General features: G+C 76.4%; 13 protein-coding genes. 4 read left to right on the forward strand and 9 right to left on the reverse strand.

Annotated features, from left to right (window positions below):
- Positions 1 to 16: 16 nt before the first annotated feature.
- The 5 genes from GA0070562_RS08725 to GA0070562_RS08745 are packed head-to-tail and all read right to left on the reverse strand — an operon-like array spanning position 17 to position 7,104.
- The gene (locus tag GA0070562_RS08725) at positions 17 to 2,761 is read right to left on the reverse strand and encodes an ATP-binding protein (protein ID WP_091418244.1); all 2,745 of its coding nucleotides are present in this window, start codon (positions 2,759 to 2,761) and stop codon (positions 17 to 19) included.
- Between the two features lie 48 nt (positions 2,762 to 2,809).
- On the reverse strand, positions 2,810 to 4,231 hold the full coding sequence (locus GA0070562_RS08730; RefSeq protein WP_091418246.1) for a hypothetical protein: 1,422 nt from the start codon (positions 4,229 to 4,231) through the stop codon (positions 2,810 to 2,812).
- 8 nt (positions 4,232 to 4,239) lie between these two features.
- The gene (locus tag GA0070562_RS08735) at positions 4,240 to 4,782 is read right to left on the reverse strand and encodes a hypothetical protein (RefSeq protein ID WP_091418249.1); all 543 of its coding nucleotides are present in this window, start codon (positions 4,780 to 4,782) and stop codon (positions 4,240 to 4,242) included.
- 11 nt (positions 4,783 to 4,793) lie between these two features.
- Positions 4,794 to 5,351, reverse strand: coding sequence for a hypothetical protein (locus GA0070562_RS08740; RefSeq protein ID WP_091418251.1), 558 nt, complete (start codon positions 5,349 to 5,351; stop codon positions 4,794 to 4,796).
- A gap of 46 nt (positions 5,352 to 5,397) precedes the next feature.
- Positions 5,398 to 7,104, reverse strand: coding sequence for a sugar ABC transporter permease (locus GA0070562_RS08745; protein ID WP_091418253.1), 1,707 nt, complete (start codon positions 7,102 to 7,104; stop codon positions 5,398 to 5,400).
- Between the two features lie 113 nt (positions 7,105 to 7,217).
- Between GA0070562_RS08745 and GA0070562_RS08750 the strand changes: the two genes are divergently transcribed.
- Complete coding sequence (locus GA0070562_RS08750) at positions 7,218 to 8,147, forward strand: diacylglycerol/lipid kinase family protein (RefSeq protein WP_091418256.1); 930 nt, start codon at positions 7,218 to 7,220, stop codon at positions 8,145 to 8,147.
- Between the two features lie 4 nt (positions 8,148 to 8,151).
- Here the strand turns inward: GA0070562_RS08750 and GA0070562_RS08755 are convergent, their stop codons facing one another.
- Together GA0070562_RS08755 and GA0070562_RS08760 are read right to left on the reverse strand one after the other, a co-directional pair.
- Complete coding sequence (locus GA0070562_RS08755) at positions 8,152 to 8,412, reverse strand: hypothetical protein (RefSeq protein WP_091418258.1); 261 nt, start codon at positions 8,410 to 8,412, stop codon at positions 8,152 to 8,154.
- A 10-nt stretch (positions 8,413 to 8,422) separates the two neighbouring features.
- Positions 8,423 to 8,821 carry a DUF2267 domain-containing protein gene (locus GA0070562_RS08760; RefSeq protein WP_091418260.1) on the reverse strand — a complete coding sequence of 133 codons (399 nt, stop codon included), beginning with the start codon at positions 8,819 to 8,821 and terminating at the stop codon, positions 8,423 to 8,425.
- A 136-nt stretch (positions 8,822 to 8,957) separates the two neighbouring features.
- Between GA0070562_RS08760 and GA0070562_RS08765 the strand changes: the two genes are divergently transcribed.
- The 3 genes from GA0070562_RS08765 to GA0070562_RS08775 all read left to right on the forward strand — a co-directional run bounded on the left by GA0070562_RS08765 (position 8,958) and on the right by GA0070562_RS08775 (position 11,906).
- The gene (locus GA0070562_RS08765; protein WP_091418262.1) at positions 8,958 to 9,710 is read left to right on the forward strand and encodes a dienelactone hydrolase family protein; all 753 of its coding nucleotides are present in this window, start codon (positions 8,958 to 8,960) and stop codon (positions 9,708 to 9,710) included.
- A 64-nt stretch (positions 9,711 to 9,774) separates the two neighbouring features.
- A complete protein-coding gene (locus GA0070562_RS08770) occupies positions 9,775 to 11,067 on the forward strand; it encodes an FUSC family protein (RefSeq protein WP_091418264.1) in 1,293 nt (430 codons plus the stop codon).
- Between the two features lie 125 nt (positions 11,068 to 11,192).
- On the forward strand, positions 11,193 to 11,906 hold the full coding sequence (locus GA0070562_RS08775; RefSeq protein ID WP_091418267.1) for an RraA family protein: 714 nt from the start codon (positions 11,193 to 11,195) through the stop codon (positions 11,904 to 11,906).
- Positions 11,907 to 11,911: 5 nt separating this feature from the next.
- Here the strand turns inward: GA0070562_RS08775 and GA0070562_RS08780 are convergent, their stop codons facing one another.
- Together GA0070562_RS08780 and GA0070562_RS08785 are read right to left on the reverse strand one after the other, a co-directional pair.
- The gene (locus GA0070562_RS08780) at positions 11,912 to 12,538 is read right to left on the reverse strand and encodes a response regulator (RefSeq protein ID WP_091418269.1); all 627 of its coding nucleotides are present in this window, start codon (positions 12,536 to 12,538) and stop codon (positions 11,912 to 11,914) included.
- Positions 12,535 to 13,752 carry a sensor histidine kinase gene (locus GA0070562_RS08785; protein ID WP_091418272.1) on the reverse strand — a complete coding sequence of 406 codons (1,218 nt, stop codon included), beginning with the start codon at positions 13,750 to 13,752 and terminating at the stop codon, positions 12,535 to 12,537. The genes GA0070562_RS08780 and GA0070562_RS08785 overlap by 4 nt, the downstream gene beginning before the upstream one ends.
- Between the last annotated feature and the right edge of the window lie 111 nt (positions 13,753 to 13,863).

The raw sequence follows: 13,863 nt of genomic DNA on the forward strand, positions 1-13,863 counted from the left end.
CCGCGGCCTGAGCGACTCAGTCGCCCGGCGGCCGGCCCATTGCCGCGCCCAGCTCGGCGCGGCTGGCGATGCCCAGCTTGCGGTAGACCCGGGCCAGGTTGGCCTCCACCGTCTTCGGGCTGATGTAGAGCGCGTCGGCGATGAGCCGGTTGGTCTGACCCCGGGCGGCGAGCCGGGCGACCCGCTCCTCGGTGGCGGTGAGCGTCGTCGGGGCCGGGGTGCGGGCGCCGATGCGGCCCAGCTCCGCGCGCGCCCGGTCGGCGAACGCGGACGCGCCGAGCGCGTCGAACTCGGCCGCCGCCGCGTCGAGCGCCGCCCGCGCCTCCCGGCGTCGCCGCACCCGCCGGTACGTGCGGCCGGCGGCGAGCAGGCAGCGGGCCCGGTCCAGTGGCAGCACCGCCTCCGGTACCGCGGCCCGGGCCTGCGTCAGCGCGTCCAGCGCCGCGCCCGGATCCGCCCCGGTCGCGCCGGCCAGCAGCACCCGGCTGCGGGCCAGCCCGAGCGTCGTCCACGGGCGCGGCAGCCTGCGGTGGCGCCCGGCCAGCCGGTCCAGCGCGGCGTGCGCGGTGTCCAGGTCGCCGGCGCCCACGCACGCCTCGATCCAGTCCGGCTCGAAGCGCTGCCCCAGCGGTTCGGCGATGCCCGACCCGTCCAGGTCGGCGGCGAGCGCGCCGTACGCCGCCGCGGCGGTGACCCACTCCCCGGAGGCCAGCGCCACCAGCCCGGTGAGCTGGTGGTGCAGTCGCCGGCTCCACGCGTCGCCGAGGTCGTCGTCGCGGCGCAGCGCGGCGGCCGCGGCGCCCGCCCGCGCCAGCCGCCCCCGGTGCGCGTCGAGCACACCGGCCAGCCAGCTTTCGCCCACCAGCCCGGTGCCCAGCTGCTCACCCAGGTCACGGGCGGCGGCGATGTGCGTACCGGCCTCGGCGAAGCGCCCCGCCAGCAGTTCCGTCTCGCCGAGGTGGGTCAGCACCTCGTGCCGCAGCGGGTCGTCGCCGCGCGCCACCGCCAGGTCCAGCATCAGGTGCAGCCGGGACCGCGCCCGGTCGTGATCGTCGACCGACTTCCACCAGATCGCCGGCACCGAACCGGCCAGGAAGGACGGTTCACCCGCCTCCAGCGACAGGGCCCGGTCCAGCAGATCGGTGGGCGCCGGGCCGCCGGCGCGTACCTCGTGGAAGAACAGCAGCAGCAGCGCGGCGGTGAGCAGCGGGCGGTGCTCGTCCCGATCGGACAGGCGGGCGATCGCGGCCCGCGCGTGCCGGCGGGCGGGCCCCGGCTGGTCGTGGAACATGGTCAGGTGGGTGTGTATCCGCCCGGCCAGACCCCCGTCCGGCCCGGCGGCGGCGAGGGCCTGCTCGGCGACGCGGACGGCCGTGACCAGGTCGTCGGCGCACCACGCGACGAGCGCGCGCAACAGCAGCGCCTCGCCCCGCTCGGCGCCGGTCAGCTCCCCGGCCGCCGCCTCGGCGGCCCGCCCGGCCGCCGCGTAGTCCCCGCCGTCGATGCGGCACTGCACCGCGTCGAGGCGACGCCGGTTCCGGTCGGCGGCGGCGGACGACGGGGTCAGCTCGGCCGCCCGGGCGTACCAGTCGGCGGCGAGCGCTGAGGCGCCGCGCATCCGCTGCCGGGCCGCCGCGGCGGCCAGGTCTGCGGCGACGGCGGCGTCCGGCGCCACGATGCACCGGGACAGGTGCCGGGCCCGCTCGTCCGGGTCGGCGACCGTGCCGGCCAGCAGCGCGTGCAGCCGCCGCCGGGCCCCCGGCGGGATGCTCTCGCGCACCGCCGCCGCGTACCGGGGGTGCGCGAAGTCGACCCGGCTCGGGGTGACCACGACCAGCCCGGCGTCCTCGGCCGCGTCCAGTGCCCCGGCCGGCACGCCCGCCGCCGCCAGGTCCCGCAGCGCCGGCACGGTCAGCAGCGCGGCCAGCCGCACCGCGTCCCGGCTCGGGCCGGGCAGCGCCCGCAGCGTCTCCGCGAGCAGCAGGCGCAGCGACGACGGTACGGGCAGGTCCTCGTCGTGCGCGGGCGGGCGGGGCAGCCGCAGCACCGCCCGGGCCAGTTCGATCGCGAGCAGCGGATTGCCGTCGGCGTCGCGGGCCAGCCGGTCGGTGAGCGGACGGCTGAGCGTGCCGCCGAGCCGGGCCGCCAGGACGCGGTGCAGGTCCGGCGGGGTGAGCGGGGGTACGTCGGCGCGCAGCAGCGGATGCCGGCCGGTCGGGTCGTCGTCCAGCCCCAGCGGCACCGGCGCCGGCGGGTTGTCCCCGGTGCGGTGGGTGGCCAGGACGGCGGGCCACCGGGTCAGCCGGCGCAGCGCGAACCGCAGCGCCCGGGCGCTCGGTGGGTCCAGCCACTGCGGATCGTCGACCGCGAGCAGGACCCGGGGCGCGCCGGTGACCGCCGCGTCGAGCAGCGTACGGGTGGCCGCGCCCACCGCCCGCTCGTCCACCGCGCCGTCGTGCTCACCGCCGGTCAGCAGCACCATGTCGGCGGCCACCCGTTGCGGCGCGGGCAGCCCGGGCAGCGCGTCGGCCAGCGGGCGGAGCACATCGGCCAGAGCGGCGTACGGCAGCGCGGTCTCGGCCTCGGTGGGCGCGGCGGACAGCACCCGCCAGCCGGTCCGCCCGGCGTGGGCGACCACGGCCCGCCAGAGCGCGGTCTTGCCGATGCCGCTGGGACCGTCGAGCAGCACCGGCGCACCGGAGGTCAGGGCACGCCACACCCGCTCGACGACCGCGTCGCGGCCGACCAGTGCGGCGTCCATGGCGGGATGGTGGCACAGCCGCGCCCGCGAACCCAACGTCGGCGCGGCCTAGCCCGGAAGCTGTCCGCATATCGAGACGGGCGGGATCACCTCCTGGTTGCGGTAGACGGGGGCGCTCCAGCTCGGCCCGCCCGACGTCACGATCGGCGGGATCCGGGGCGCCCGGGACGGACTGAGCAGGCTGAGGAACTTGTTGATCACCTGGACGACGGGTTCCAGGATCCGGTAGCCGATCCCGAACCGCGCATGCACACCGAGCCCGACGCCCCGGCACAGCGCGTACGGGGCGCCGAGCGCTGATCCGATGGTGGCCCCGTACGAGGTGACCAGCTCGAACCAGATGCCGGCGGTGAACAGGAACGCGCTGATCCCCATGGTGAACCGCACGCCGTGCCGGACCACAAGGCCCATCACGCCGACCGGCACGCCGGTGAGCGAGTCGAGCAGGCTCACCCGGCGCGCGAACCCCTCGGTCACGCGCGAGCCCACCTGGCCGCCCGCGTAGCCGAACCCGAGCTTGCCGGCCAGCGCGTACTCACCGGCACCGCGGAACGTGCCCCGGCGCGCGCCGAACGCGGTGGCCACCTCCAGCGTCTGACTGACCGTGAACGACAGTGGAAGGCCGGCGACCAGCCCGATCGGGAACGCGATGTCGACCGGGATCGGGAACGCCTTGCGGTGGTTCTGCCCACCGTCGATGCCGGCGGAGAAGTCCACCTTGATGCCGAAGCCGCCACCGATCTCCAGCTCGGCCCGGGTCACCTTGCCCGCGCCGACCGCCAGGTGGAACGACGCGGCCGGGCGCCCGACGGTCAGCGTCACGGTCCCGGCCAGCCGAACGCCGCCGTCGTCGTACGTGAAGTGGGTGCCGACGCCACCGGCGCAGCAGAACGTCCGCACCCGGTAGCCGTGGGCGGTGGCGCCCGCCTGCCCGCCCGGCGCCGGTGGCGGCTGCGCGGGCGCGACGGCGAGCGGACGCGACCGGCCCAGCGTGCCGCCGGCCGCCGCGGCCTCCCGGGTCCACGAGGGTTCACCCGCCACGTAGACGGTCGGGTGGTCGAGGGCGACGTCGTCCCCGCCGAACGTGCCGTCGCGGATCACCTCGGTGAGCGTGACCGGTCCGATCGTGACGACCAGGTCACCGCCGGACTCGGCCAGGTCGAGCACCCGGCCCACGCCGCGTCCGGTGAGGAACATGACCCGGCCGGGCGCGAGCCGGTCCGCGTCGCGCGCGCCGGGGTCGAGCCGCCAGGTCAGCCCGTCCGGGCTCACCGACCGCACGGTCCGGCTGCCGCCGCCGACCAGCACCACGTCCGGTTGCAGCGTGACGTCCTTCCCCGGCGCCGGGGCCTGCCCGTACCGGGGCTGCCCGCCGTCGCCCCCGTCCGCCGGGCCGGGCGTGGGCCCGCCGCAGCCGGTCACCAGGAGCAGCGCCGCCAGGCCGGCCGCGAGCAGCCGCCGGCCGCGCACCGGCCGCCTCACATCCGGCCGGCGACGGTACGGGCGAGCCGTTCCAGCGGCGCCCGATTCTCCTGCGGGTCGTTGAGCCGCACCAGCCGCACCGCTACCCACAGCTCGCCCTTGCGCAGGAAGAACGCCTCCGCGGTGAGCAGCGCCTCGTCGGCCGTACCGGCCAGCTCACGGATCTCGTGCCCGAGCTGCCGTTCGATGTCGAGGTACTTCTTGGCGCCGTCGCCCACGAACACCTCGACCTGGGCGGTCGGCCCGGTCACCGGTCCGGTGTAGGTGCACGACTGCCCGGCCACCACCGGTTCGTCCAGCGCCGTGCCGGCGAGGCGTTCCGCGTCGGCCTTCGACACCAGCGTGCACGCCTGTGGGGCGGCGTCGTCCACCGGTCCGGCGCTCGGTTCGGCCGGCGCCTCCCCGGTCGGCTCCGCGACCGGCGCGCCCCCACCGGGCGGAGCGCCGCCGGCGGCCGGCGGTTCGTCGTCGCCGCAGCCGGCGGACGCGGTGAGCAGGGTCGCGGTCAGCGCGAGCGCGACCAGTCGGCGGCTTCGCATGCCGGCCCCGCTCAGGCCGGGATCGCGTCGAGGGTACGGCGCAGGATCTGCTCGTTGCCCGCGGTGCCGCCGCCGAAGCTGCTGATGGTCACCGTGTACGTGCCCTTGCCCTCGATCAGCACCGCCTCACCGCGGATGTCCTTGACCGCGAGGTAGCCCCGCTCACCCCGATCCAGGTCGACGACCTTCTCGTACTGCTTGCCGGCCTGGTCGTACTGATATTCGTAGGTCATCTTGCCGGCGTCCGCCGAGGCGGTGGTGACGGCCAGGCTGGCCACGCCCTTGCCGTCGCCGAACAGGCAGTTGCCGTCGTCGCGCATGGTCTGTCCGACGATCTCGGACACCTGCGCGGCGGTGAACGGGCACGGTGGCCGCACGTCGCCCACCGCGCCCGCGTCCGGTTCGCCGCCGTCCTCGGCCGCCGCGGAGTCGGCCGAGCCGCCGTCGAACACGTCGCCGCCGGAGTCGCACCCAGCCGGAGTGAGCAGGGCGAGCAGCAACAGGGGCAGCGCCAGGCGGGCGCGGTGGAGACGGGCGGTCCGGGCCGGGGTGAGCGCGTCAGTTGCCATGGCCCGACGCTAGGCGCGCCGTCACCGGCCGTAATCGGGGGTTTCCCTATGCGGTGACCTTGCCGACGGGCTCGCCGGCCCCGGCCGGCGGCGCGTCCGCGTCGCTGCGCCGCCCCACCCGGATGGCGAGCCGATCCACGTAGCCGACCATGAGCGCGACGAACAGCAGCACGAAAAGGATCAGCATGGGCAGCGGCAGGATCAGGCCCAGCGGAAGCTCGCCCCCGGCGCCGAAGGCGCGGCTGGCGATCATGTTCACCAGCGCGGGAGCGGTCAGGCTGTCCGGGCCCCGGCTCACCAGCATTGACCACAGTGGCGACTGGGCGTGCGCCAGCCAGGTCACCGACGCGGTCACGGCCAGCATCGGCAGCGCCGGCAGTAGCAGCGTACGGCCGACGCCGCCGCCGGAGCGCCACCGCTCGTGCTGACCCCGGAACAGCAGCGTGAACACGAACAGCGCGGGCACCGACAGCCAGGTCGGCGGCACCAGGCCGAGGAACAGGCCGAGCTGGCCGAGTTCCATGGTGCGCTCGAAACCGGCGATGGCCAGCGGGCCGATGCCGACGAACAACCACGGCGCGAACGGCACCAGCAGCAGTTCGCTGTAGCGCCCGAGCGGGCGCAGCGCGCCGATCCCGAACCCGGCCAGCGCGGCGAGCGCCACCGCGACGAGTGTGGACAGCAGCGGCGGCACCCAGGTGTTGGCGAACAGGTTCGCCGTCTCGACCCCCCGGGGCAGGGTCCCGGTGTCGGAGGAGAGGTTCCGCAGCCACGGCAGCGACGCCCATACGGTCACGCCGAGGACGACGACGAGCGCGACAGCGGTCAGCCCGACGAGCAGCGGCCGGCGGCCGGAGTAGGACTCCGCCTCCCGCACGGCCGGGCCGTCCCGCCAGCCGTCGAACTCGATGCGCAGCCGGGTGGCCAGGATGAGCGCCACCGCGGCCAGTCCGAGCAGCCCGAGCAGCACCAGCAGCAGCGTCGACGTGGCCGATCCGGCGCCCAGGCGCATCGTCCGGAACGAGGTCTGCGCGGCGGTGAGCACCGGCGTCGCCGTGTCGTCGCCGCGCGGCCCGCCGCCGGTCAGGATGTACGGGGCGGTGTAGGTCTGCAGGGCGGCGGCGAGAACGCTCAGGCCGAGCAGCCCACCGACGGCCAGCATGGCGGGCGCGGGCCGCTGGTCGGGCTCGCGGCGGCGCAGGGCGCTCAGGTACAGCGTCGCGGCCACCGCGACGACCAGCCCGAACGTCACCTGTGCCAGCGCCGAGACGAGGAGCGTCCGGGGAGACTGCAGTTCCTGGGTGAAGGTGCCGTTCTCGATGTGCTCGGCGCGCCGGCCGAGGAACACCGCGACCGGCGCGTACGCGGCGAGCGGCAGCGCCAGCACGCCCCGGGTGACCAGGCGGGCCACCCGGCCGGCCCGGTCGGCGAGGACGGCGAGCAGCGGCGCGGCGAGCAGCGCCACCGCCAGCGGGATCAGGCTGAGCAGCACCGCGAGCCCGACCTGTCCGACGAACCCGGAGGTGAAGGCGGCCTCGTAGTTCGCCGTGCCGACCGACTCGCCCGAGCCGCGCGGCCCGTCACCCTGGAAGCTGCGAGCCACTGTGGACAGCGTCGGCAGGACGTACGACCAGATCCAGGCGATCGCCGCCGGGACGATCAGTGCCAGCCCGATCAGGGCCCTCCCCGGACGGTTCGGCGGCGTGAGCGGGGGCACTGACGCTGTCGCCTGCGGTGCTGCCGGCTGGTTCATCGGGACATCCACCCTCGAAGATCGACGATCACGGCCGCCGCGACGATAACCGACCCGGTCAATACCGGCAGCGCCACCGGCCCACGGCTGCGGGGGCGGCTAGGGTCGCAACCGTGCGGACGAAGCAGGAGCTGTCGACGGCGATCCGGGAACGACGGCGGGCGGCGCTCGTGGTCAACGCTCACTCCCGCCGGGGCCGGCGGCTCTACGACACCGTCCACGCACGCCTGCGGGCAGCCGGTTTCGCGCTGCTCGGCGCGTACCCGGTGGACCGGCCCGGCGAGCTGGACCGGGTGCTCGCCGAGGCCGCCGACCTCGGGCCGGACCTGCTGGTCACCGGCGGCGGCGACGGGACCGTCGGGGCGGCGGCCCGGCTGCTCGCCCACCGGGACATCGCGATGGGTCTGCTGCCGCTGGGCACCACGAACAACTTCGCCCGCACCGTCGGCGTCCCGCTCGACCTGGACGCCGCCATCGCGGTGCTCACCGACGGCAAGGTCATCGACGTCGACCTGGGCCTGATCGGCGACACCCGGTTCACCAACCACGTCGGGATCGGGTTGTCCGCCGACATCATGCAGTCCGCGCCGCCGGGGCTGAAGCGGGTCGTCGGGCGGCTCGCGTACCCGATGACCGGGCTGGGGCTGCTGGCCCGGCACCGGCCGCTGGCCGTGACGGTCCGCGCCGAGGGCCGCGAGCACACGTTCACCACGCATCAGGTGTACGTGGCCAACGGCGGCTTCCACGCCGGCCGGCCGATCACCGCCGACGCCACCGCCGACGACCGGCTGCTGGTCGCGTACCCGGTGGGTGGGCCGACCCGGCGCGGGCTGCTGCGCGAGACGGCGCGCAACGCGGCGGCCGGCCACCGCCGCACGCTCGGCGACGAACCGTTCCTGGCGGTACGCCAGCTGTGGCTGGACACCGACCGGCCGGCCCGCATCGAGGTCGACGGCGAGCCGTACGGGCAGACGCCGGTCCGGATCGGCCTGGACCCGAACGCGTTGCGGCTGATGGCCCGCTCCGACAGCCCGGACCACTGACCGGTCAGGCCCAGTGCTCCTCGTCGGGCAGCGGGATCTCCGTGTTCTGCTCCACCGCGTCGGCGGCGGTGAGGTCGTCGCGCACCGACTCGCCCAGGCCCGCCCGGTCGCTCGGCGGGCGCAGCACGCCCTGCTCGGCCAGGTCCCCCTCGCTCGCCTCGGGGACTGCCGTGTCGACCGTGTCGGGCGGCCCGACGAGTGTCTCGTCCTGCCGCTGTTCCTGCGCGTCGGCCTCGGGCGGGCGGCGCAGCGCGTCCTCGCTCATCGCGTCCCCGTCACGCCGTGCGCCGCACGTACGGCGCGCTCTGGTCGGCCACGTCGCCGAACTCGGCCGGGAGCTGCCCGGCGACCTGCGCGTACGCGGCCGGGTCGATCGCGTCGCGCAGCACGTCGAACACCGCGGTGATCCCGTCCCGGGCGGCGTCCACGTCCACGTCGGCGCGCCCGCTCACCCGCTCCACGAACACGTCGAGCCCGAACGGCTCGGCGTCCTCGGCCGGGCCGAACGCGTACGCCCGCAGTGCCTCCGGCAGCCGGTCGGCGAGGTCTCGGGCCTCCCCGCCGTCGATGCGTTCGGCCAGCGTGGTCAACGTCGCCCGGGTGATCGCGGTGGCCTGCTCCGCGGACGCGCCGCACCGCTTGGCCACCGCGCCGATGAACTGATCCTGGTCCATCTCGCCGCCTTCCTCCGCCGGGATTGCCGGATTCCCACGCTGGACCTCGGCAAACGGGCCGCGAACCCGAGGCGCCGGCGCCGCCGGACCGGGGGGTAGCGTGCAGCCCGGAACCCGCAGCGAGGAGGCCCCGACAGTGCAGCCGACGATCGTGGACGTGCCCACCCCCGAGGGAACGGCCGACGCCTACCTGGCCACGCCGGAGACCGGCGGGCCCTTCCCGGCCGTCCTGCTGTTCATGGACGCCTTCGGTCTGCGGCCCCGGGTCGCGGAGATGGCCGCCACGATCGCCGACCGCGGGTACGTGGTGCTCGCCCCCAACCTGTTCCACCGCGCCGGGCGCGCCCCGCTGATCGACCTCGGCGCGCTCGCCGACGACAGCCGCCGGGCCGCACTGTTCGAGAGCATCGGCCCGATGATGGCCGCGTTGACGCCGGACGCGGTGGCCCGCGACACCGCCGCCTACCTGGACTTCCTCGCCGCCCGCCCGGACGTCGCGCCGGGCCCGGCGGCGATCACCGGCTACTGCATGGGCGGCACGAACGCGCTGCGCGCGATCGAGGCGCTCCCGGACCGGATCGCCGCGGTGGCCGCGTTCCACGCCGGGCGCGTGGTCACCGACGCCCCGGGCAGCCCTCATCTGGCCCTCGGCGCGGTGACCGGCGAGCTCTACTTCGGGCACGCCGACGCCGACCCGTCGATGACCGCCGAGCAGATCGCCACGCTGGAGAAGACGCTGGACGCGGCCGGGGTGACCTACCGTTCCGAGGTGTACGCCGGCGCCCGCCACGGCTACACCCAGTCGGACACCCCGATGTACGACGAGCGGGCCACGCAGCGGCACTGGACGGCGCTGTTCGACCTGCTCCACCGCACGTACCACCGCTGACTCCGAAGGGCGCGCCGGGGGCACGGCCGACGATTCACCGGCCCGGAGCCGGGTAACCGCCGTCATGACCGACCGCCGCGCCGACACCGTCCGCTCGCCCCTGGACCGGGCGGTCGAGCGGGGCGGTCTCGCGCTCTCCCGGGTCCGCGACCAGGGTGGCGCGGCCGGCCGGAACCGGCTGCGCCAGCTGGAGATCACCGTGGTGATCTCCGCGCAGGCCGGGCTGGCCGCGGCGCTCGCCGCGCTGCTCGCCCAGGAGCTGCTCGGGCCCGGCGCGCACGTCTTCGCCCCCGCCGCCGCGGTCGGCACCATCGCCACCGCCATCGGCCAGCGCGCCCGCCGCACGTTCGAGCTGCTCGTCGGCGTCGGCCTCGGCATCGTGGTCGGTGACCTGCTGCGCGCGCTGCTCGGCAGCGGGTCCTGGCAGACCGGCCTGGTGGTCACGCTCGCCATCGCCACCGCGCTGCTGGTGGCCGGGCGCGGCGGCGCACTCGTCGGCCAGGCCGGCGGTACGGCGGTGCTGATCGCCACGCTCGCGCCGGTGCAGCCCGGCCTGGAACTGCCCCGCATCTTCGACGCACTGGTCGGCGGCCTGGTCGGCCTGTTCGTGGTGGCGCTGCTGCTGCCGGTCAACCCGATCCGCGTGCTGGACCGGGCGGTGGAGCCGGTGGTCACCCGGCTCACCGAGCAGCTCGACGCCGTCGCCCACGCGCTGACCCGGCGTGACGCCGACGCGGCACAGCGTGCCCTGGATGACCTGCGCGGGATCGAACCGGACATCGGGCGGCTCAACGACGCGCTCAGCGGGGCCGAGGAGGTGGTCACCATCGCGCCCGCCCGCTGGCACCGCCGGGCCCGGTTCCGCAGGTACGCCGACGCGACCCAGCACCTCGAACGGGTGGTCCTGTACGCCCGCTCGATCGCCCGCCGCTCCGCCACCGCGCTGCAGTACGACGAGCCGATCCCGCCCGCCCTGCCCGACGCGGTGACCCGCCTCGGCCACGCGGTGCGGGAGCTGAAACGGGGCTGCAAGTCGGGGGAGGACCTGGAACGCACCCGGGAGCTGGTACGGCAGGGCGCCGAGCTGGCCGGGCGCGCGTGGTCGCAGGGGGTGCGCGCCTACGGCGAGGCGATGATCAGCGACCTGCGGACCGGGCAGAGCGAGCTGCTGCGGGCCACCGGCTGCCGGCCCGAGGACGCCAACGGCACCGTGCGCCGGGCCGCCGGTGCGGGGGAGGCGGAGGCGCGCCCGCCGGTCCGGGCCCGGATGAGCCGTCCGGTCCCGCGCCGGCCCGCCGGGCGGGGCGCGCCGGGGCAACGGCCGGACATGATTCGTCCGCCGACCCGCGTCGCCTGACCCGGCCCGGCTGCCCGCCTCCGTCCGGCCGGGCTGCCCTCTCCGTCCGGCCCGGCCGCCGGCCGCAGGCCACCGGGCGCCGACTGGCACCTGCCCGGAGCGGCCCGGCTGGTTAGCGTCGGCGCATGGACATCCGTCACGACGCGCCGGCCGCGCGTTTCGCCGCGCTGACCACCGCCCACGTCGCCGACGCCTGCCTGCGCGCGGGCGTACCCGTCCGCTGCGCCCCGGCCGCCGTCGTCCCGGTGCTGCCGGGGCGGCGCCTGGCCGGCCGGGTCCGCCCGGCCCGGCACGCCGGCAGCGTGGACGTCTTCCTGGAGGCGATCGAGCAGGCCACCGACGGGGACGTGCTCGTCGTCGACGACGCCGGCCGCACCGACCGGGCGTGCGTCGGCGACCTGGTGGTGCTGGAGGCGCGGGCCGCCGGCCTGGCCGGACTGGTGGTGTGGGGCGCGCACCGCGACACCGCGGACCTGGTCGCGGTCGGGCTGCCGGTGTTCAGCCTCGGCGCCACCCCGAGCGGGCCGCTGGAGCTGGATCCGCGCCCGGCCGGAGCGCTGGAGCACGCCCGGGTCGGGCCGTTCACCGTCGGCCCGCAGGATCTGGCGCTGGCCGACGACGACGGCGTGCTGTTCGTACCCGCCGACCGGGCCGGTGAGCTGTTCGGCCTGGCCGAGTCCATCCGGGACACCGAGCGGCGGCAGGCCGACCGGATCCGGGCCGGGGAGTCGCTGCGCGCGCAGGTCGGGTTCGGCGCCTACCTGGCGGCCCGGGAGGCGGACCCGGCGCTGACGTTCCGGGCACACCTGCGGGCGGTGGGCGGCGCGATCGAGGAGTGACCCGGTCAGCCGCCGCGCGCCCACAGCGCCAGGCGTACCCGGTTGGCGCTGCCGGTCTTGGTCATCAGGCTGGTGATGTGCGTCTTCACGGTGGTCACCCCGATGTGCAGCCGGTCGGCGATCTCGGTGTTCGACAGCCCGTCGGCGACCAGGTCCAGCACGTCCCGCTCGCGGGCGGTCAGGTCGGCCGTACGCCGGGGCGCGCCGGCGCGGGCGTGCACCGCGCGTTCGACGAGCCGGCGCAGGACGTCCGGGCTGAACGGGCTGTCGCCGGCGGCGGCGCGGCGGACACCGTCGAGCAGGTCGGCCGGGGGCGCGTCCTTGAGCAGGAACCCGCAGGCGCCGGCGGTCAGCGCGGGGTAGAGGTGGTCGTCGTCGCCGAACGTGGTGAGCACCATGATCCGGGTGGCCGGCCGGTCGGCGAGGATCCGGCTGGTCGCGGTGATCCCGTCGACGCCGGGCATCCGCAGGTCCATCACCACCACGTCCGGGCGTAGCCGGGCGGCGAGGGTGACCGCGTCCCGGCCGTTGTCGGCCTCGCCGACGACCTCGAGGTCGGGCTGGGCGTCGCAGAGCATCCGCAGGCCGGCCCGGATGAGGTGCTGGTCGTCGACCAGCAGCACCCGGATCACGCCGGCTCCGGCGTGCCCGCGCGGGGCCGGGGCGTGTGGTGGGCGGGCCCGGGCGGGGGCAGCACGGTCCGGACCCGCCAGCCGGACCCGGTGGGCCCGGCCTCCAGCCGCCCGCCGAGCACCTCGACCCGTTCCCGCATCCCGACGAGGCCGTGGCCGCCGCCGGAGGGCACCCCGGCCGGCGCGGCGCCCCGCCCGTCATCGGTCACCGCCCAGTGCACCGCGCCGTCGTCGACCGACACGGTCAACCGGGCCAGGGCCGCCGCGCCCGCGTGTTTCGCCACGTTCGTCAACGCCTCCTGGGTCAGTCGCAGCACCGCCTGGCCGCGTACCGCGTCGAGCGTGCCGACCGCCGGGTCGACGTCGGCCTCCACCACGACGCCCGCCTGCCGGGCCCGGTCGACCGCCGCGCCGAGCGCGGCCGGCAGCGCCGACGGCTCGATGGCGGTCAGGGCGGCGTCGCCGCGTACGCCGTCCGGGTCACGCAGCACCGCCACCAGCCGCCGCAGGTCGGTCAGCGCGGCCGTGCCGGTGGCGTGCACGTCGTCGAACACCTCGCCGACCCGGGGGTCGAGGTCCGCCAGGACGTGCCGGGCCACCCCGACCCGCAGCACCATCGACGCGACGTGGTGCGCGAGTACGTCGTGCAGCTCCCGGGCGATGGCGCCGCGTTCGTCGGCGCGGGCCGCCCGGGTCTCCGACTCGCGCCGGCGCCGCTCCGCCTCGGCCCGCTCCTCGGCCTGCCGCCCCAGTTCCCGGGTGGTCCGCACGACCAGCCCGAGCAGCAGCGGCAGGCCGACGGTGACGGCCAGCCCGAACAGGCCGGTGAACGCCGCGCGGACCGGTACGCCGATCAGGTCGGTCAGGTCGACGGCGGCGAGGAGCCCGGCGCCCAGCCAGACCGTGCGCGGCCGGGTGGCCCGCATGGTCAGCTCCAGCAGCGCCCAGCTCGCACCGACCTGGTTGATCACCACGTCGTCGACCAGGACGAGCGCGGCGACCAGCAGGGCCGACTGGATCAGCAGGTTGAGCAGCGGCCGGCGGTGGCACAGCAGCGCCAGCAGGAACGCCGGGATCGCCAGCGCCCACTGCGTGCCGGTGGCGGCCGAGCTTCCGTGCGGGCCGAAGACCAGGTAGCCGACGCCGCTGAGGTCCAGCAGCAGGATCCGCGCGAGCGTGTCGCGCGCGTCGAACAGCCGACCGACCCAGCTCACCGCGTCAGCCTAGGCAACCGGTAGGGCCGGAGGCCACCGTGTTCACCGGCTGCCGCCACCCGCCCGGCGGTCCGAGGTGGACCGCCGGGCCGAGCGGGCCGAAGACCGTGG

Origin of the sequence: Micromonospora tulbaghiae (assembly GCF_900091605.1) — a bacterium.
Lineage (GTDB): Bacteria > Actinomycetota > Actinomycetes > Mycobacteriales > Micromonosporaceae > Micromonospora > Micromonospora tulbaghiae.

Coding starts and splice junctions, on each gene's coding strand:
- GA0070562_RS08725 (WP_091418244.1), bottom strand. CDS start 2,761: ATGGACGCCGCACTGGTCGGCCGCGACGCGGTCGTCGAGCGGGTGTGG.
- GA0070562_RS08735 (WP_091418249.1), bottom strand. CDS start 4,782: ATGCGAAGCCGCCGACTGGTCGCGCTCGCGCTGACCGCGACCCTGCTC.
- GA0070562_RS08740 (WP_091418251.1), bottom strand. CDS start 5,351: ATGGCAACTGACGCGCTCACCCCGGCCCGGACCGCCCGTCTCCACCGC.
- GA0070562_RS08745 (WP_091418253.1), bottom strand. CDS start 7,104: ATGAACCAGCCGGCAGCACCGCAGGCGACAGCGTCAGTGCCCCCGCTC.
- GA0070562_RS08755 (WP_091418258.1), bottom strand. CDS start 8,412: ATGAGCGAGGACGCGCTGCGCCGCCCGCCCGAGGCCGACGCGCAGGAA.
- GA0070562_RS08760 (WP_091418260.1), bottom strand. CDS start 8,821: ATGGACCAGGATCAGTTCATCGGCGCGGTGGCCAAGCGGTGCGGCGCG.
- GA0070562_RS08770 (WP_091418264.1), top strand. CDS start 9,775: ATGACCGACCGCCGCGCCGACACCGTCCGCTCGCCCCTGGACCGGGCG.
- GA0070562_RS08775 (WP_091418267.1), top strand. CDS start 11,193: ATGGACATCCGTCACGACGCGCCGGCCGCGCGTTTCGCCGCGCTGACC.